Below are 18456 nucleotides of genomic sequence, written 5' to 3'. Positions count from 1 at the left end.
CTGTTTTCTTGTGCAGTTTAGTTTTTCAATTATAACGATTTTTTCTTACGTATCTTATTGTAAATTATAAATAACGCGATTCCAGATAAAAATTCTGTACTACCTTCTTTAAGACCATTTGGGATAAATGTCAGTTTTATTTTTCCTGCACCTTTTTTGACATCAATTTTCATAAAGCCATTTTGTGCTCTTGAAATTTTAATTGATTTTCCGTTTTGTGTGGCAGTCCAACCTTTATCATAAGGAATTGTGAAGAATAAAGAACTATCTCGTTGAGCTTGATAATGTGCTGTTATTGTATTATGTTTTGTTGTCACAGATACTTTTTGTCGTTGAATCTTGTTTATCGCTTGTTGAAAATGACTGGTGTCAAGCTTATAAAATTCAGGACTATCAAATGAAACTTTTGAATTATCTGGGAAAGATATTTTAACGGTTATGATTTGTTTTTGCTTAAAATAACCAAGATTAAAAAATGGAAAGACATTGTTGGTACCATAATGCATTTTTTGATTGTTATTTACAGTTATGTCAACTGATTTTTGGTTATCATTTGAGAAAGTTAAGTTTGGCAGAGTTAAATAAACTTGACTATTTGCTGGAACTTCTAAAGTGTAAGTGATGCTGGCAAAAGAGTCATAACTTTCTTTATCTACTTCTGCAGCTATTCTATTTCCAACTTGCTTAACATTATGATTACTTGTAGGAGGTAATCTGTGATAGTATTTTAAATTTAATCCAGAAAGCTGATTGAGAAAACGAGTTTGATTATCTAATGTTAAGTGATTAAACTTTACATCTCTATAAATTGAATTTGTTAAAAATGCTAGTGAATTAGCATTTTTATTTTCATAAAGTGTTAAATTATCTTTCGTTTTAATGGAAGTAAAACCATATTTTTGAAGATTGTTTGTTAAAATATTATATTTTACACCCAATAAGCTATCCATAAGGATACTATTGTTTTGATAACGTAAGTTTAAATTAGTTCCAGATGATTTAAAACCTAATTTATCAAGAATAGAACTAGCTGCAATATTGCGAACAGAAGAAAATTGAGAGATACCATTATAATTGTATTTCATACTGTCATTTCCGGTTTGAATAGCTAATTTTTCAGTTCTAAAGAAATTGGAATTTTTCTTTTTACTGTAGTTGACGAGTAAATCAATAGCTGTTAAATCTTGTTCATAAGCATTTCTACTTGCAAAGCCCCATTCTTTTGCAATTCCTTCCATTTGATAAAAACTATTTAAACTTAGTTCGAAGCAAACAAATAATAAAGTAGAAACAGTAAATATTTTAACAGAAATATATTTTTTTGCATAAGCCCAAGAAATTAAAAGATAAGCGACTAAAAATTCTAATGTTAAGATGAAATTAACAGAACCTAAAAATTTATAATGCTTCTTAAAAATAAAAGTAGCAATAAAACCAAGTCCTAAGATAGAAAAACTGGCTAGAATGTTTGTGAATTTAATTTCTTTTAGACGCTCCAAGCTTTCAGCCGCTAAGAAAATAATGACAGTAGAAAAAGTCCAAGAGTAACGATGTAGGAACATATTTGGCGCGTGCATACCTTGCCAGAGCAGATCCAAAGGCTGTAAGTAAAAACTAGCTACTAAGAATATAATTAAAATAACATAGGAAAGTTTCACGTGAAACTTAATAGACTTTAAAGTGAAGAAGAGAATCGCTAGTAATAATGGAATAAGCCCAACATAAATCATTGGAATAGAGCCATATTTAGTTGTGTCAAAAGATCCAACAAAGTTTTTGGCAAAAATATCTAAATACCAGCTTTTTTCAGTCAGTAAGGTTGTCACTTTTGTTAATTTTTCACCATGAGTTTTTAAATCTAGAAAGGTTGGCAGAATCATGATGAGGCTAGTTATACCAGCTAAAATTGACACAACTGTAAAGTCTATGAAAGATTTAATCCTAATTTTAAAGTTCCATGAAGTTTGAACAAAGAACCACAATACAAGAAAGACTGCCATCATATACCCAAAATAATAATTTTGAATAAAAAGAATTGACAAAGCTATAAAGTAAAGAACACGTCTTTTTTGAGTAATCAACTGATGTAAACCAAGTAAAATAAATGGAATAATAATGAAGACATCTAGCCAAGTTTTTATTTCAAGTTGACTAACTGCAAAACTCATTAGAGCGTAGGAAGTTGACAGTATTAATATAAGATAAGGAGAAATTTTTTTAAAGATACCTTTAATACTGATGAAACAAGTTAATCCCATCAAACCAAACTTTATCAAAGTAAATAAGTATACTTCATCTGGCATATTTTTTAGATTGAAAAAATAAACTAAAGGTGATAAAAAACTCCCTAGATAATAGCTAGATAAGGCATAAAAGTTCAAACCGAGTCCACTTGTAAACGTATAAAAGATGTTATCTGTACCATGCAAAATATTCCTTAAAGTGACATCAAAAATAACATATTGATGAAATCCGTCTCCTAATAGCGGAGAAGTGTCACTTTTCCAATAGATTCCATTTATAAGGTAAGTTATAAACAGAATCAAAAATGGAATAAAAAAGGCTATCAAATAATAATTTTTGAAGAGTTTTTTGATTTTTTTCATAAGCTATCGTAAAATACTAAAATTTAAGGAACTGAATCTTTCATCAGCTCCTATTTTTTGAAAAGTTTAATCTTTCCAAAGACTATTGACTTTTTCTTGTACTTCTTGATTTTCTAAAAATTCATCATAGGTTTCGTCAATACGATCAATGACACCATTTTTAGAAAGAACAATAATATGATTAGCAAGTGTCTGGATAAATTCATGATCGTGGCTAGCAAAAATAATAGATTCTTTAAAGTTTTTCAGACCGTCATTTAGGCTAGAAATAGATTCTAAGTCTAAGTGGTTGGTTGGATCATCTAGTACCAAAACGTTTGATTTGAGAAGCATAAGTTTTGAAAGCATGACACGAACCTTTTCACCACCTGACAAGACATTGACAGACTTGTTAACCTCATCGCCAGAGAAAAGCATACGACCTAGGAAGCCTCGAAGGAAGGTGTTGTCATCTTCTTCTTTACTTGCAAATTGACGGAGCCAGTCAAGAATAGATTCATCGCTGGCAAAATCTTTGCTGTTGTCTTTTGGTAGATAAGATTGACTAGTTGTAACACCCCACTTGACAGTTCCTTCGTAGTCTATATCTCCCATGATAGCTCTGATTAATGCTGTTGTTTGGATATCATTTTGTCCAATAAAGGCTGTTTTGTCTCCTGGACGCAAGATAAAACTGATATTGTCAAGGATGACTTCACCGTCAATCTTGACAGAAAGATTCTCAACTGTCAAGAGGTCATTTCCAATTTCGCGTTCTGCTTTGAAATTAATAAATGGGTATTTACGGCTTGATGGGACAATCTCTTCTAGTTCAATTTTGTCAAGCATTTTTTTACGAGAAGTTGCTTGCTTAGATTTTGAAGCATTAGCAGAGAAGCGAGCAACAAATTCTTGCAGTTGCTTGATTTTTTCTTCAGCTTTAGCATTACGATCTGCTAAGAGTTTAGCAGCTAACTCACTAGATTCTTTCCAGAAATCATAGTTACCAACATAGAGTTTGATTTTACCGAAATCCAAATCAGCCATGTGTGTACATACTTTATTGAGGAAGTGACGGTCGTGAGATACAACGATAACGGTGTTTTCAAAATCAATCAAAAAATCTTCTAGCCAAGAGATGGATTGAATATCAAGACCGTTTGTTGGTTCGTCTAGTAATAGAACATCTGGTTTACCAAATAGAGCTTTTGCAAGGAGAACTTTCACTTTATCTCCGTTTGATAATTCGCTCATATTTTGATAGTGGAGATTTTCTGGGATATTCAAGTTCTGGAGGAGTTGAGAGGCTTCACTTTCGGCCTCCCAACCACCTAACTCAGCAAATTCAGCTTCTAATTCAGCTGCTCGGACACCGTCTTCATCAGAAAAATCAGGTTTCATGTAAATGGCATCTTTTTCTTTCATAATGTTATAAAGATGCTCATTTCCCATGATAACTACATCAATCACTCGTTCTTCTTCATAATCAAAGTGATTTTGCCGAAGGACTGAGAGACGTTCGTCTGGTCCGAGTGAAATATTTCCAGTAGTTGGTTCGATATCTCCAGCTAGGATTTTTAAAAACGTTGATTTTCCTGCACCATTAGCACCAATTAAACCATAAGTATTTCCTTTTGTAAATTTGATATTCACATCATCAAATAATTTTCGATCACTAAAGCGTAGTGATACATCTGATACTGTAAGCAATATTTTTCTCCTAATTCTGTAATTAGTTTCATTTTACTAGAAAATTTGACTTTTTTCAAATGATTCAGGGATAAAATATGACATTTTAGAATATTGATAAGTAAGAGAAATTTCAAAAATTTATAATGAATTTAGAATATTTTTAGGAGGAGAAAATGAAAATTTTATTGGTAAATGGTTATCAAAAACATGAGTTTTGTAAAGGAAAATTAAATTTTAGTTTGTATAATATTATGTTGGATAAATTACGTCACAATCATGATGTGCAATTATCGTCAGTTGAGGACTATAATGTAATAGACGAGAGAAATAAGTTTTTGTGGGCAGATTTGATTATTTTTCAATTTCCTATTTATTGGTTTAATGTACCTGGGAAGTTGAAATTATATATGGATGAAGTCTTTGAATATGGTCAATTTTATTCATTTGCAGATACTTATGGACAAGGTGGTTTAATGAAAAATAAAGAATATATCTTATCCACAACTTGGAATGCACCAGAAGAAGTTTTTAATAATCCGGCTGCATTTTTTGATGGAAAAAATGTAGATGATGTTTTGATTTCATTCCATAAGACCATGGAATTTTGTGGTTTAAAGAAAAGAAAAACACTATCTTTTCATAATGTTGTGAAAAATCCTCAATTTAAATTTTATAAACAGACAATAGAAGATTATTTTTTAAAATAGTTGTAAATAGTGTAAAGGGGGGTGTAAAGTGTTAGTTGTTTTTAATTTTAAAAATCAGATGTCAATCAAGCAACAATTAGAATTGTTAGAGAAGTTCAATCAACCAATGAGCAAACAACATCAATTGATCATTGCTCCTATCATACCGGATTATAATGTATATCATTTTGACATTGCAGTTCAAAATTTGTCAATTAAAGGAAGAAATGTAGGTGATTTATCGCCTCAACATTTAAAACATTACAATATAAATTATGCTTTTGTAGGTCATTTAGAAAGGCAAAAGTATTTAAATGAAACAACAAGAATGATTCGCTCAAAGATTGACAATGCTTTACAGAAAGATATTATTCCTATTATTTGTGTAGGAAATCATGAAAATCCTATTTTTGAATGCGCAACATATTTAGATGATCTAGATCTTCATGATAAACATATTATTGTAGCTTACGAAATATTGAGTGCAACATTAAAAGGAAAAAAAGATTATTCCTTTACAGAAGTTGAAGAAAGTTTTCAAGATTTAAAAGATTATTTGGACAATTTAAGTGTAAAGTTTGGGTTTACATATCAGTTGATTTTTGGTGGTGGTGTAAACCGTGAAGATATTGAACAGATTTTAACTATTGGATTTGATGGGATTCTTATTGGAGATAGGATTGAAAGTTTGGTTGAAACATACCAATACTTACTAAAAGATACTCTTGTATCGATGTAAAAAGATAAGGAGGAGAAAAAATGAAATCAATTTTAGTGACAGGAGGAGCCGGATATATTGGCTCTCATACTGTGAAGGTGCTTTTAGATGCTGGTTATGATGTACATGTTTTGGATAATCTAGCATCAGGTGTTAAGGAAGCGGTGGATGTAAGAGCACACTTTAAAGAACTGGATGTTTATGATGAGTCTGAATTAAAAGCTTATTTACAATCTTATAAAATTGATGCTGTGCTACATTGTGCGGGTGAAATAGTCGTTAGTGAAAGTATCGAAGATCCAAGTAAATATTTTTCAGCAAATGTAGCTGGTATGAATCAGGTGTTAAAAGTATTATCAGCAGTAGGAATTGATAAAATTATATTTTCTTCTACAGCTTCAGTTTATGGCAATAATTGTATGGATAAACCTGCAAATGAAGATACGCTATTAAATCCAGTAAATCCTTATGCAGAGACAAAACTGATGGGAGAACGCATGATTTATTGGATGGCCAACCGTTATGGTTGGAAATATGTCATTTTTCGTTATTTTAATGTTGCTGGTGCTGCTATGGATGCTTCAAATGGTTTGAGGGTTAAAAATCCGACACATATTATCCCTAATATTAATAAAACGGCTCTTGGACAAAATGATGCTTTAAAAATTTATGGCGATGATTATGAAACGCGAGATGGCTCATGCATTCGTGATTATATTCATGTTTTAGATTTAGCGCAGTTACATGTAAAGGGATTTGACTATTTATTTACAGATTCGTCAACTTCACAGATTTTCAATTTAGGAACAGAACAAGGTTATACTGTCAAGGAAATTTACAATACTGCAGAGCAAATTTTACAGCAAAAAATTCCTCATGAAATTGTGGCACGTCGTTCTGGTGATCCAGCAAGTGTGTTAGCAAATGCCTCTAAAGCAAAAGAATTTTTAAATTGGCAAGCAACTTATTCTTTGAAAGATATTATATTATCTGATTATAAATGGCGTGTGAAAGCTGGTAATTCAATTGTCAAATAATTTTAAGAAGTGTAGAAATAGTTTCTACACATTTTTCTTGAAAATGGTATAATATTATCAAGAAAATTCAAGGAGAATGTGATGTCAAAACCTATTATTTTAACAGGAGATCGTCCAACAGGAAAATTACATATTGGTCATTATGTAGGAAGTTTGCGAAATCGTGTTTTATTACAAGATGAAGGAAAATATGAATTATTTGTATTTTTAGCTGATCAGCAAGCCTTGACAGATCATGCTAAGGATCCTAATACAATTGTAGAGTCAATTGGAAATGTAGCATTAGACTATTTAGCTGCTGGCTTAGATCCTGAAAAGACAACTATTTTTATTCAAAGTCAAATTCCTGAGTTGTCAGAGTTGTCAATGTATTATATGAATTTGGTGTCATTAGCGCGTTTGGAACGTAACCCAACTGTCAAGTCAGAAATTTCCCAAAAAGGATTCGGTGAAAGTATTCCAACTGGTTTTTTAGTTTATCCAATTGCACAAGCAGCAGATATTACTGCTTTTAAAGCGAATTATGTTCCAGTAGGAAATGATCAGAAACCAATGATTGAACAAACTCGTGAAATTGTACGTTCTTTTAACCATACTTATAATTGTGATGTCTTGGTAGAGCCTGAGGGCATTTATCCTCAAAATGAAGCAGCAGGACGTTTGCCTGGGCTTGACGGGAATGCAAAAATGTCTAAATCTTTAAATAATGGCATCTATTTATCTGATGATATGGATACTTTACAAAAGAAAGTGATGAGCATGTATACTGATCCTGACCATATCAAGATTGAAGATCCTGGTAAAATAGAAGGCAATATGGTTTTCCATTATTTAGATGTGTTTGGTCGTCCAGAAGATGCGCAAGAAATTACAGCAATGAAGGAACACTATCAACGAGGTGGACTGGGAGATGTGAAAACAAAACGCTATTTATTAGAAATTTTAGAGCGCGAATTAGGTCCTATTCGTGAACGTCGTGTTGAATTTTCAAAAGATATGGGAGCAGTCTACACTATGCTACAAAAATGTAGCGAAAAAGCACGTCAAGTAGCTAGTCAGACTCTTTCTGATGTAAAATCTGCTATGGGAATTAATTATTTCAAATAAATTAAGAAAGACTGTCACTAAAAGTGATGGTTTTTTAGATAATAGTGATTGACAAATACAGATAGAATGGTATCATATTAACAATAAATACGAGCTGTGCTCAATCAATAAAGAAAAGAGGAATTTGTGGATGTCTAACTGGGACACTAAATTTTTGAAAAAAGGTTTTACTTTTGATGATGTATTACTCATTCCTGCAGAGAGTCATGTTTTGCCAAATGATGCGAATTTACAAACAAAATTGGCTGAAAATTTGACACTCAATATTCCAATTATCACCGCAGCAATGGATACTGTTACAGAAAGTAAAATGGCCATTGCTATTGCTCGTGCTGGAGGTCTTGGTGTTATTCACAAAAATATGTCTATTGAGCAACAAGCGGATGAAATTCGGAAAGTTAAACGATCAGAAAATGGAGTTATCATTGATCCATTCTTCTTGACTCCAACTCATACGGTATCAGATGCAGAAGAATTGATGGAACGTTATCGTATCAGTGGTGTTCCTGTTGTTGAAACGCTTGAAAATCGCAAATTAGTTGGGATTATTACAAATCGTGATATGCGATTTATTACGGATTATAATCAACCTATCTCAGCGCATATGACGAGTAAAAATCTAATAACTGCTCCTGTTGGGACAGACCTTGAAACGGCAGAGCGGATACTTCATGAGCATCGTATTGAAAAATTGCCATTGGTTGATGACTACGGTCGTTTATCTGGTCTGATTACAATTAAAGATATTGAAAAAGTAATTGAATTTCCAAATGCAGCTAAAGATGAATATGGTCGTCTTTTGGTTGCTGGTGCAGTAGGAGTTACTTCTGATACATTTGAGCGTGCAGAAGCTTTATTTGAAGCAGGTGCAGATGCTATTGTCATTGATACAGCACATGGACATTCAGCGGGAGTACTTCGGAAGATTGCTGAGATTCGTGAACATTTTCCAGAACGAACGTTGATTGCAGGAAATATTGCTACTGCAGAAGGTGCACGTGCGTTATACGATGCTGGAGTTGATGTTGTGAAAGTCGGAATCGGTCCAGGTTCAATTTGTACCACTCGAGTCATTGCTGGAGTTGGTGTACCTCAAGTGACGGCAATTTATGATGCTGCACAAGTTGCGCGTGAATACGGGAAAACAATTATTGCAGACGGAGGTATTCAGTATTCAGGAGATATTGTGAAGGCACTGGCTGCGGGAGGTAATGCGGTCATGCTCGGTTCAATGTTTGCTGGTACAGATGAGGCGCCAGGTGAAACGGAAATTTTCCAGGGTCGTAAGTTTAAAACTTATCGCGGAATGGGTTCGATTGCAGCTATGAAGAAAGGGTCAAGCGATCGTTATTTCCAAGGTTCTGTTAATGAAGCAAATAAATTGGTACCGGAAGGAATTGAAGGTCGTGTAGCTTATAAAGGTGCAGCAGCAGATATCGTTTTCCAAATGATTGGAGGAGTTCGTTCTGGTATGGGATATTGTGGAGCAGCCAATCTCCAAGAGCTACATGACAAAGCTCAATTTATTGAAATGAGTGGAGCTGGTTTGAAAGAAAGCCACCCTCATGATGTTCAAATTACGAATGAAGCTCCAAACTATTCTGTACAATAAGATCTATTATAAAAGCTCTGCAGCAGATAATGCAGAGCTTTTATAATTAACACACTTTACAAACGTGTAAAACGTGTTAATATCTAGTTTACACCTTGTCTTCAGTTAGATGTCCTTCATGAATTGAGAAAATTTTAATATTAGAAGGCATGTTTTGTAGATGTTCTAGAGTTGTTGTTGTCATAAATGTTTGGATATTTTGAGAAATAGTTTCAAGTAAATTAAGTTGACGACTATTGTCAAGTTCACTCATAACATCGTCAAGTAGAAGAATTGGTTTTTCTTTAGTAACAGTTTCCATGAGCTCAATTTCTGCCAGTTTGAGAGATAAAACCACGCTTCGATGTTGTCCTTGACTACCAAAATTGGCATTCATGTCATTGATATAAAAAGCAATATCATCTCGATGGGGACCAACTCCAGTATTTTTTTTAAATAAATCTCTACTACGGCTTTGCTTTAATGCAATTTGGAAAGATTCTTTTAAATTATTGGAATCTGAAAGTGGAACAGAAGAGCAGTACTTAATGGTTACGTTTTCTAAATGACTTGAGAGTTCCAAATGTTTTTGTTGACCAAAGTGCTCTAATTTTTTGAGAAATTCTATCCTATGCTGCATAACACGACAACCAAACTCTACTAGTTGATCATCTAAAACTGCTAAAAAAGTCTCATCCATTGTTTTTGCTGTTTTTAAATAAGTATTTCTTTGTTTTAAGACATGGTGGTAATGTGATAAATCAGATAAATAGATTGGTTTAATTTGCCCCAATTCTATATCAATAAATTTTCGTCTAAGGGCTGGAGCTCCTTTAATCAACTGTAAATCTTCTGGAGCAAATAAAACAACATTCATATTTCCAACATAATCAGATAGTTTGCTTTGTTTTAGATGATTAACTTTTGTAATTCTTCCTTTAGGTGTCAAGTCAATTTCCAAAGAAATATTTCCAGTTTGCTTAACAAGTTGTCCAGATATTTTCAGGGTATCTTTGGAGAAATAAATTAAATCTTTGTCTGAACGAGTTCGATGACTTCGTGTCAATGCAAGAAAATAGATAGCTTCCAAGATATTTGTTTTTCCTTGAGCATTTTGGCCTAGAAAAATATTGAGACCAGAATGAAAATCTATTTCAGTTGCTTCATAATTACGAAAATGTTGAATTTGTAAGTTTTTTAACCACATATTAAATACCTGGGAAGCGGATAGGAGCTTTTTTATTAGATTTATTGGCTTTTTTATTTACTGTTGTTGATTTACTTTTTTTGATATTTTTGTTCATTTCTTTTACAAGGGTGGCAACTCGTCTTTTTTCTAAAAGTTCTTTTTCATGCTCCCCCCTGTCCTTTTCATTTGGTGCAGTCAGCAGTATTTCTAATTTTTGATTTGGAAGAGTAATGGTATCGCCAATGCGAATTTTCTTTCCGCGGCGAGTTTCGAGCTCTCCATTAAAATAAACTTGATTTTCTTGAAGAAAGCTTTTAATAGCACCACCACTTTGAATGATTCCGACTTCTTTTAATAATGCTTGTAGAGTGATGTAGTCATCAAATAATTTATATTCCATAATTCACCTCGATCTTTGTCATTATATCATAATTAGATGAAAAGATGATATTAGAATTATCACAAGCACACCATTAAGAAAACGTTTTAAGTTGAAAGAATAAAGCTTGAAGGAGAAATTAGGAGTCGTTTCGTGATATAATAGAAGTCAATATTAAAAGAACATGAGGGACACTATGGAGCTGGTTTCTGGAGTAGATCTCCATTTTATAACATCAAAAAAATTTAAAACGAATCGAATAAAAATGAGGTTTTCAGCTCCGATGTCTACGGATACGATAGCGGGGCGCGTGCTGGTTGCAAGTATGCTTGAAACAGCTAATGAAATCTATCCAACTTCGCAGATTTTTCGTGAACGATTAGCAACTCTTTATGGTGCCAACTTTTCAACGGGATTATCACGCAGAGGACTAATACATTACGTGGATTTAAATATCTCTTTTGTTAGCGATGCATTTTTAAGTCGAAAAAATACACTAACAGGAGAGATACTTGATTTTTTAAAAGATAGCTTGTTAAAACCTTTAGCGAATGAAGGAGCTTTTAATCAGGCTGTTTTTGAAATTGAAAAAACGAATGTACTCAATGATTTAAAAGCTGAAATTGAAGATCATTTTTATCACGCACATCAAGAGCTGAATAAATTATTTTATACAGAAAAGGAAATGCAAACTCCTCGTTTAGCTACGCCAGACTTAGTTGACAAGGAAACACCAGAAAGTAGTTTTGCTATTTTTCAAAAAATGCTTCAAAATGATAAAATTGATATCTTTTTTATGGGTGATTTTAATGAGATTGAAGTCTGTGAATATATGAAAACCTTTGGTTTACATCCTCGTCAACTTAGTTTACAATTGCATTATCATCAAGAATTTTCGAATATTTTAAAAGAATCATTGGAGCGAAAAGATGCTCATCAATCTATTGTTGAATTAGGATATCATTTTTCTACTCAATATGGTGATAAGACTCATATCCCTCTTATTGTATTAAACGGACTTTTAGGTGGCTTTGCTCATTCAAAATTATTTGTTAATGTTCGGGAAAAAGAGGGTCTAGCTTATACAATTTCAAGTAGTATTGATATTTTTTCGGGTATGATGCGTATTTATGCTGGAATTGATAGGAAAAATCGAACAAAAACAGTGAGTTTAATTTATCGACAAATTGCAGATTTTAAAAAAGGACATTTTACTGATGAGGCGTTAAATCAGACCAAAAAAATGCTACGAAATGCGATGCTCCTTTCTTTAGATAGGCAAAATACGTTGATAGAACAAGCTTATATGGCATCTGTTTTGCGGAAAACATTTATGCCAATTTCTGTTTGGCTAAATGCTTTAGAAGCAGTCAGCCGAGAAGATATCATTGTCGCTGCAACACAACTCAGGCTACAAGCGATTTATTTTATGGAAGGAAAATAATGCAAACTTTAAAAATGGAGAGGAAGGATTATCCAGCAGTTGGAGAAGCAGTCTATCAGACTACTTTACGAAATGGTCTAAGAGTTTTTCTTTTACCAAAACGAGATTTCAATGAAACTTATGGGATTATGACAGCAAATTTTGGCTCAATTGATACTTATTTTATTCCACGTGGTTCTAATCAAGCTGTTCAATACCCTGCAGGAGTTGCACATTTTCTAGAACATAAATTATTTGAGGATGAAAATGGTCAAGATCTTTTACAGCAGTTTGTTGAATTAGGCGCTGAGAGCAATGCCTTTACAAGTTTTACTAAGACCAGTTATCTTTTTTCGGCGACGGACAATGTTTTAGAAAATGTTAGATTGTTGCAAAGTTTACTAGAAAATGCTTACTTTACAGAAGAATCCGTTCAACGTGAACAGGGAATTATTCAGCAAGAAATTGATATGTACAAAGACAATCCAGATTATTGCCTGTTTTTTCACACTTTAGCAAATCTTTATCCAGACACTCCATTGGCAGAAGATATTGCAGGAAGCGTTGAATCAATTGCAGAAATAACCGTTGAGGATTTGGATGAAAACTTTGAAACCTTTTACCATCCATCTAATATGAGTTTACTGCTGATTGGTAATTTTGACTTAGAAAAGACCATTGCTGTTATTCAGGAACAACACGAATCTTTGAAGGGAATTGATGAAGAAAGTTTGATTAGACGTTTTCCCCTTGCGTTAAATCCTGTTATTTCTACGGGGAGTGTTCGAATGGAAGTGGCAAGTTCTAAACTTGCAATCGGATTACGTGGGAGTCAATCGTTAGTGGGAACCGATTTATTTCGTTATAAGACTGCTTTAAAACTGCTATTTGCAATGATGTTTGGTTGGACATCTAAAAGATTTCAAACGCTTTATGAGGCTGGAAAAATAGACAACTCATTATCGTTAGAAGTTGAAGTAGAAAAAGATTTTCACTTTGTGATATTAACAATGGATACTAGTGAGCCAGTTGCTCTGTCTCACCAATTTCGTTCTGCGATTCGTGGTTTTGAAAAAGACCCTGATGTAACAGAAGAGCATCTTGATATTATAAAAAGTGAAATGTTTGGCAATTTTTTACATGGACTGAATTCATTAGAATATATTGCCACTCAATACGAAACCTTTTCAGAAGGGGATAATCTATTTGATTTACCAAAAATATTACAGACAATCAGTTTAGTTGATGTGATTGAGATAGGACATCATTTTATTGATTCTTGTGAAATGATTGATTTTACTATTTTTCCAAAATGATTTCATGTTTTGGTGAAATTTGGTAAAATAGTGTTTAATAGAAAGAAGGCTAGTGTGTATGAGAAAGAAAACAATCGGTGAAGTCCTGAGGTTAGCTCGTATTAATCAAGGAATGAGCTTGGAAGATTTACAAAAGAAAACAGATATTCAGTTAGAGCTACTGGAAGCTATGGAAGCTGATGATTTTGATCGTCTTCCCAGTCCCTTCTATGCTCGTTCTTTTCTAAGAAAATATGCTTGGGCTGTTGATTTAGATGAGCGAATTATTCTTGATGCTTATGAAGAAGGAAGCATGATTACTTATGATGAAGTGGATGTTGATGAGGAAGAGAATTTTAGAAGTCGAAGAACAAAAAAACAACGAACTTCTTTTTTACCATTATTTTATCTGACGATTCTTGCATTAGCTATTTTATCTTTTGTTAGTTATTATGTTTGGACATACGTTCACCATAACTCATTAGCAACCACTCCTTCATCAAGTTATAGTGTTGTAAACAAACAGACAACCACTTCTTCTAGTTCGACTAGTGAGGCAACTTCTAGTGAATCTTCTAGCAGTTCAAAGACAAATTTGATTGTATCAGGAAATGGTAACAACTTGACAGCAACCTTGACAGGTGCAACTGGCCCTGTCAATTTAAAACTATCTGTTAGTGATACAACTAGTTGGGTAAGTGTTACAGGTACAGACTTAGAAGGTGGTGCAACATTAAGTCCTGAGAATCAAAGTGTGTCAACTACAATCTCTCCAGGGACTGCTTCAACAATTACTCTTGGTGTGGTTCAAGGTGTGACCATTACAATTGATAATCAACAGATTGATACGTCAGGCTTGACAAGTTTGACAGGTACAATTACACTTATAATAAATAGTTAAGGAAAAGAAAATGAAAAAAGAAAATATTCCCAATGCTTTAACTCTTTTGCGGATTGCTTTAATTCCAATTTTTATTTTAGTACTATCCTTGGGCCACTCTGTTGGAATACATGTCTTTGCAGCGATTATTTTTGCAGTAGCCAGCATTACAGATTATTTGGATGGATATTTGGCTCGTAAATGGAAGGTTGTAACAAATTTTGGGAAATTTGCTGATCCGATGGCAGATAAGTTATTGGTCATGTCAGCTTTTATTATGTTGATTGAAATGAATATGGCACCTGCTTGGGTGGTTGCGGTTATCATTTGTCGAGAGTTAGCTGTGACAGGTTTGCGGCTATTGTTGGTTGAAACTGGAGGAACAGTTTTAGCAGCAGCGATGCCTGGGAAAATAAAAACATTTACGCAGATGTTTTCCATTATTTTTCTGTTATTGCACTGGACACTGCTAGGACAAGTTTTGCTATATATTGCATTGATTTTTACGATTTATTCAGGTTATGATTACCTCAAAGGAAGTGCTTATCTCTTTAAAGACACATTTAGATAATATGAAAAATATCATTGAAGTTCAGCATTTAAAGTATAAATACGATAATCATGTAGATAGTTATATCCTTAAAGATGTGACGTTTCACGTGAAACAAGGAGAGTGGCTGTCTATTGTGGGGCATAATGGCAGTGGCAAGTCTACGACGATTCGTTTAATAGATGGCTTGTTGGAAGCAGAAAGTGGCGAGATTATCATTGATGGAGATAAATTAACTTTTGAAAATATCTGGGAAAAACGGCGGCATATTGGGATGGTTTTTCAAAATCCAGATAATCAATTTGTAGGGGCGACTGTTGAGGATGATGTTGCCTTTGGTTTGGAAAATCAAGGGATGGATTACCAAACGATGTTTGACAGAGTTCAAGAAGCATTAGACATTGTTGGAATGCAAGATTTTAAAGAACGTGAACCTGCAAGGCTTTCTGGTGGACAAAAGCAGCGCGTGGCTATTGCTGGTGTGGTTGCTTTGCGTCCTGACATCATTATTTTAGATGAAGCAACTAGTATGTTGGACCCAGAAGGGCGTTTAGAGTTGATTCAGACAGTTAAAAAAATTAAAGATCGACATGGTATGACTGTTATTTCTATCACGCATGATTTGGATGAAGTAGCTCTTAGTGACCGAGTTTTGGTGATGAAAGAAGGACAAGTAGAGTCAACTAGTACACCAAGTGAGCTTTTCTCACGAGTGGATTTAGAAGATTTAGGTTTAGATGAACCTTTTACAAATCAAGTAAAAGCAACTTTGCTGGACTCAGGCTTTCAATTGCCAGAGCGCTATTTAACAGAAAAAAAATTGCAGGATTATTTATGGGAATCACTTTAGAAAATGTAAGTTATACTTATCAAGCAGGCACTCCTTTTGAGAATCCTGCCCTTTTTGAAGTCAATTTAGAAATAAAAGATGGCTCATATACTGCTTTGGTTGGTCATACAGGTAGTGGAAAATCAACTATTTTACAATTGCTGAATGGGCTTTTAGTGCCAACTGAAGGAAGTGTCGTGATTGATGATGTCAAAATTACTTCCACATCTGTAAATAAAGATATTAAACAAGTACGTAAAAAGGTAGGATTGGTTTTTCAATTTGCTGAAAGTCAGATTTTTGATGAGAGCGTTTTAAAAGATGTTGCTTTCGGTCCACAAAATTTTGGAGTATCAAAGGAAGACGCTGAACGTGTAGCACGTGAAAAATTAACTCTTGTTGGAATTTCAGAAGAATTATTTGAACGTAGCCCATTTGAACTGTCTGGGGGACAAATGCGTCGAGTAGCCATAGCTGGTATTCTAGCTATGGAACCAGATATTCTTGTATTGGATGAGCCAACGGCAGGTTTAGATCCTGCTGGACGAAAAGAGTTGATGAGTTTATTTAAGCGATTACATGAAGCAGGAATGACCATTGTTTTGGTAACGCATTTGATGGATGATGTCGCTAATTTTGCAGACACCGTCTATGTGATGGAAAAAGGAAGATTAGTCAAAAGCGGAAAGCCTCGGCAAGTTTTTCAAGCTGTAGCATTTATGGAAAGTATTCAACTAGGAGTTCCTAAAATTACAAAATTTGCACAAGAATTAAAAAATAGAGGGCTAACTCTTCCGTATTTACCTATCACCATAGAAGAATTTAAGGAGTTACTACATGGATAGTATGATTTTGGGGCGATATGTTTCTGGAAATTCAATCATTCATCGACTAGATCCTCGCAGCAAACTTTTGTCAATGTTTTTCTTTATTTTAATTATTTTTTTGGCAAATAATATTTTAACCAATGGACTATTATTCGTCTTTACAATGTTATTAGTTGGACTTTCCAAAATTCCTTTAGGTTTTTTCCTTAAAGGATTAAGATCTATGGTCTTTTTGATTGCTTTTACCACTTTATTCCAACTATTTTTTACATCTGGTGGCACGACTTTATTTCAATTTGGCTTTATTAGAATTACTGAAGTAGGTCTGGCTCAGGCGGGTATCATTTTTAGTCGTTTTCTTTTGATTATTATTTTTTCTACCCTATTAACTTTAACAACAATGCCACTTAGTTTGGCAGACGCAGTTGAATCATTATTGCAGCCTTTAGCAGCATTAAAAGTGCCCGTTCATGAAATAGGGTTGATGTTATCAATGAGTTTACGTTTCGTTCCTACTTTGATGGATGATACGACACGGATTATGAATGCTCAAAGGGCGCGTGGGGTTGATTTTGGTGAAGGAAATATTGTTCAAAAAGTAAAATCAATTATCCCTATTTTAATTCCGTTATTTGCTTCTAGCTTTAAGCGTGCGGATGCTTTGGCGACTGCTATGGAAGCGAGAGGCTATCAAGGTGGTGTAGGAAGAAGTCGTTATCGGCAGTTGAGATGGAAAAAAGCAGATACCTTTTCTATTTTTATTATGTTTGCCTTAGGTTTGATGTTGTCTTTCTTAAAAAGTTAAAAAACTTATATTATTGTTAGCTAAAAAACGTCTTGAAGGGCGTTTTTTGCGTATAAAATCAATATTTCTGTAATCTTTGTAATACAATTATAAGATTATAGTAATATTTTATGTGTAATATAGTATTATACGAAAAAAGGAGAAATTGATATATACATGAATACAAAATCAATGAAATGGACTTTATCAGGACTTTTTACGGCAGTTGCTTTTTTTGCAACAGGAGCTATTGCAAGTGCTGAATCTTATACTGTTAAATCAGGTGATACTTTATCAGAAATCGCTAAAGAAAAAAATACATCAGTTGAAAAAATTGTTGAACTCAATAGAATTGAAAATCCTGACTTGATTAAAGTTGGGCAAATTTTAGAACTTGATGAAGAGAAAAATTCAGAAGTTTCAACAGAAACTACAACAGAAGAAGCTGTAACTTATGAAGATGTGACATATAACGCACCTGCTGCTTCTACTACTTATTCGCAACCAGCTACAGCAAGCACTTCTTCAAATGTTGTTCTTCCTAATGGAAATACTGCTGGTGCTACGGGATCTTATGCGGCTGCTCGTATGGCAGAATTGACAGGTGTCCCAGCATCAACTTGGGAGCATATTATTGCTCGCGAGTCAAACGGACAAGTAAATGCTTATAACCCATCAGGGGCTAGTGGTCTTTTCCAAACTATGCCAGGTTGGGGTTCAACAGCAACAGTAGATGATCAGATTCAAGCTGCTTACCGTGCTTATAATGCTCAAGGTCTTTCAGCTTGGAACTATTAAGCAAAATTTTATGATAAATGAGTAAACAAAAAGACGAATCATTGAGTAAAAAATGTACTGCCCCCAAAAAGTTAGACAAAAAATAT

17 protein-coding genes are annotated in these 18456 nt (G+C 33.8%); 13 read left to right on the top strand and 4 right to left on the bottom strand.

Going from position 1 to position 18456, the window contains the following annotated elements; all coding sequences use genetic code 11:
• Positions 1-29: 29 nt before the first annotated feature.
• Together HMPREF2876_RS03950 and HMPREF2876_RS03945 are read right to left on the bottom strand one after the other, a co-directional pair.
• Positions 30-2606: a YfhO family protein gene (locus HMPREF2876_RS03950; protein WP_070584241.1), complete on the bottom strand. Its 2577-nt coding sequence runs from the start codon at positions 2604-2606 to the stop codon at positions 30-32.
• Between the two features lie 66 nt (positions 2607-2672).
• Complete coding sequence (locus HMPREF2876_RS03945; RefSeq protein WP_024052480.1) at positions 2673-4295, bottom strand: ABC-F family ATP-binding cassette domain-containing protein; 1623 nt, start codon at positions 4293-4295, stop codon at positions 2673-2675.
• 155 nt (positions 4296-4450) lie between these two features.
• Here HMPREF2876_RS03945 and HMPREF2876_RS03940 point away from each other — a divergent pair, with 155 nt between their 5' ends.
• From HMPREF2876_RS03940 to guaB, 5 genes are all read left to right on the top strand, one after another.
• A complete protein-coding gene (locus HMPREF2876_RS03940; protein ID WP_024052481.1) occupies positions 4451-4984 on the top strand; it encodes an NAD(P)H-dependent oxidoreductase in 534 nt (177 codons plus the stop codon).
• Between the two features lie 28 nt (positions 4985-5012).
• Positions 5013-5702, top strand: coding sequence for a triose-phosphate isomerase (locus HMPREF2876_RS03935; protein ID WP_024052482.1), 690 nt, complete (start codon positions 5013-5015; stop codon positions 5700-5702).
• 20 nt (positions 5703-5722) lie between these two features.
• Complete coding sequence (galE, locus tag HMPREF2876_RS03930) at positions 5723-6718, top strand: UDP-glucose 4-epimerase GalE (protein ID WP_024052483.1); 996 nt, start codon at positions 5723-5725, stop codon at positions 6716-6718.
• An 81-nt stretch (positions 6719-6799) separates the two neighbouring features.
• Entirely contained in the window at positions 6800-7825 is a 1026-nt protein-coding gene (trpS, locus tag HMPREF2876_RS03925) for a tryptophan--tRNA ligase (protein WP_070584239.1), read from the top strand.
• A 130-nt stretch (positions 7826-7955) separates the two neighbouring features.
• The gene (guaB, locus tag HMPREF2876_RS03920; protein WP_003026802.1) at positions 7956-9437 is read left to right on the top strand and encodes an IMP dehydrogenase; all 1482 of its coding nucleotides are present in this window, start codon (positions 7956-7958) and stop codon (positions 9435-9437) included.
• Between the two features lie 88 nt (positions 9438-9525).
• Here the strand turns inward: guaB and recF are convergent, their stop codons facing one another.
• Together recF and yaaA are read right to left on the bottom strand one after the other, a co-directional pair.
• Positions 9526-10623 (bottom strand): DNA replication/repair protein RecF, encoded by a 1098-nt coding sequence (gene recF, locus HMPREF2876_RS03915; RefSeq protein WP_024052485.1) that lies wholly within the window; start codon positions 10621-10623, stop codon positions 9526-9528.
• Position 10624: 1 nt separating this feature from the next.
• A complete protein-coding gene (yaaA, locus tag HMPREF2876_RS03910; protein ID WP_024052486.1) occupies positions 10625-11005 on the bottom strand; it encodes a S4 domain-containing protein YaaA in 381 nt (126 codons plus the stop codon).
• 175 nt (positions 11006-11180) lie between these two features.
• Here yaaA and yfmF point away from each other — a divergent pair, with 175 nt between their 5' ends.
• The 8 genes from yfmF (at position 11181) to HMPREF2876_RS03870 (ending at position 18370) form a co-directional block, all read left to right on the top strand.
• Positions 11181-12428 carry an EF-P 5-aminopentanol modification-associated protein YfmF gene (gene yfmF, locus HMPREF2876_RS03905; RefSeq protein ID WP_024052487.1) on the top strand — a complete coding sequence of 416 codons (1248 nt, stop codon included), beginning with the start codon at positions 11181-11183 and terminating at the stop codon, positions 12426-12428.
• The gene (gene yfmH / locus HMPREF2876_RS03900) at positions 12428-13723 is read left to right on the top strand and encodes an EF-P 5-aminopentanol modification-associated protein YfmH (RefSeq protein ID WP_024052488.1); all 1296 of its coding nucleotides are present in this window, start codon (positions 12428-12430) and stop codon (positions 13721-13723) included. Before yfmF ends, yfmH begins: the two co-directional genes overlap by 1 nt.
• 58 nt (positions 13724-13781) lie before the next feature.
• Positions 13782-14603, top strand: coding sequence for a cytoskeleton protein RodZ (gene rodZ, locus HMPREF2876_RS03895; RefSeq protein ID WP_024052489.1), 822 nt, complete (start codon positions 13782-13784; stop codon positions 14601-14603).
• 10 nt (positions 14604-14613) lie between these two features.
• Entirely contained in the window at positions 14614-15153 is a 540-nt protein-coding gene (gene pgsA / locus HMPREF2876_RS03890) for a CDP-diacylglycerol--glycerol-3-phosphate 3-phosphatidyltransferase (RefSeq protein ID WP_024052490.1), read from the top strand.
• A gap of 1 nt (position 15154) precedes the next feature.
• On the top strand, positions 15155-15982 hold the full coding sequence (locus tag HMPREF2876_RS03885; RefSeq protein WP_042754084.1) for an energy-coupling factor ABC transporter ATP-binding protein: 828 nt from the start codon (positions 15155-15157) through the stop codon (positions 15980-15982).
• Complete coding sequence (locus HMPREF2876_RS03880; RefSeq protein ID WP_070242166.1) at positions 15967-16806, top strand: energy-coupling factor transporter ATPase; 840 nt, start codon at positions 15967-15969, stop codon at positions 16804-16806. Before HMPREF2876_RS03885 ends, HMPREF2876_RS03880 begins: the two co-directional genes overlap by 16 nt.
• Positions 16799-17593, top strand: coding sequence for an energy-coupling factor transporter transmembrane component T family protein (locus HMPREF2876_RS03875; protein ID WP_024052493.1), 795 nt, complete (start codon positions 16799-16801; stop codon positions 17591-17593). Before HMPREF2876_RS03880 ends, HMPREF2876_RS03875 begins: the two co-directional genes overlap by 8 nt.
• Positions 17594-17749: 156 nt before the next feature.
• Complete coding sequence (locus HMPREF2876_RS03870) at positions 17750-18370, top strand: LysM peptidoglycan-binding domain-containing protein (protein WP_003031567.1); 621 nt, start codon at positions 17750-17752, stop codon at positions 18368-18370.
• The last annotated feature ends 86 nt before the right edge of the window (positions 18371-18456 follow it).

The organism is Streptococcus sp. HMSC073A12 (genome assembly GCF_001812815.1).
GTDB classification, from domain to species: domain Bacteria; phylum Bacillota; class Bacilli; order Lactobacillales; family Streptococcaceae; genus Streptococcus; species Streptococcus vaginalis.
This window is presented reverse-complemented; position numbering and strand designations above follow the sequence as displayed.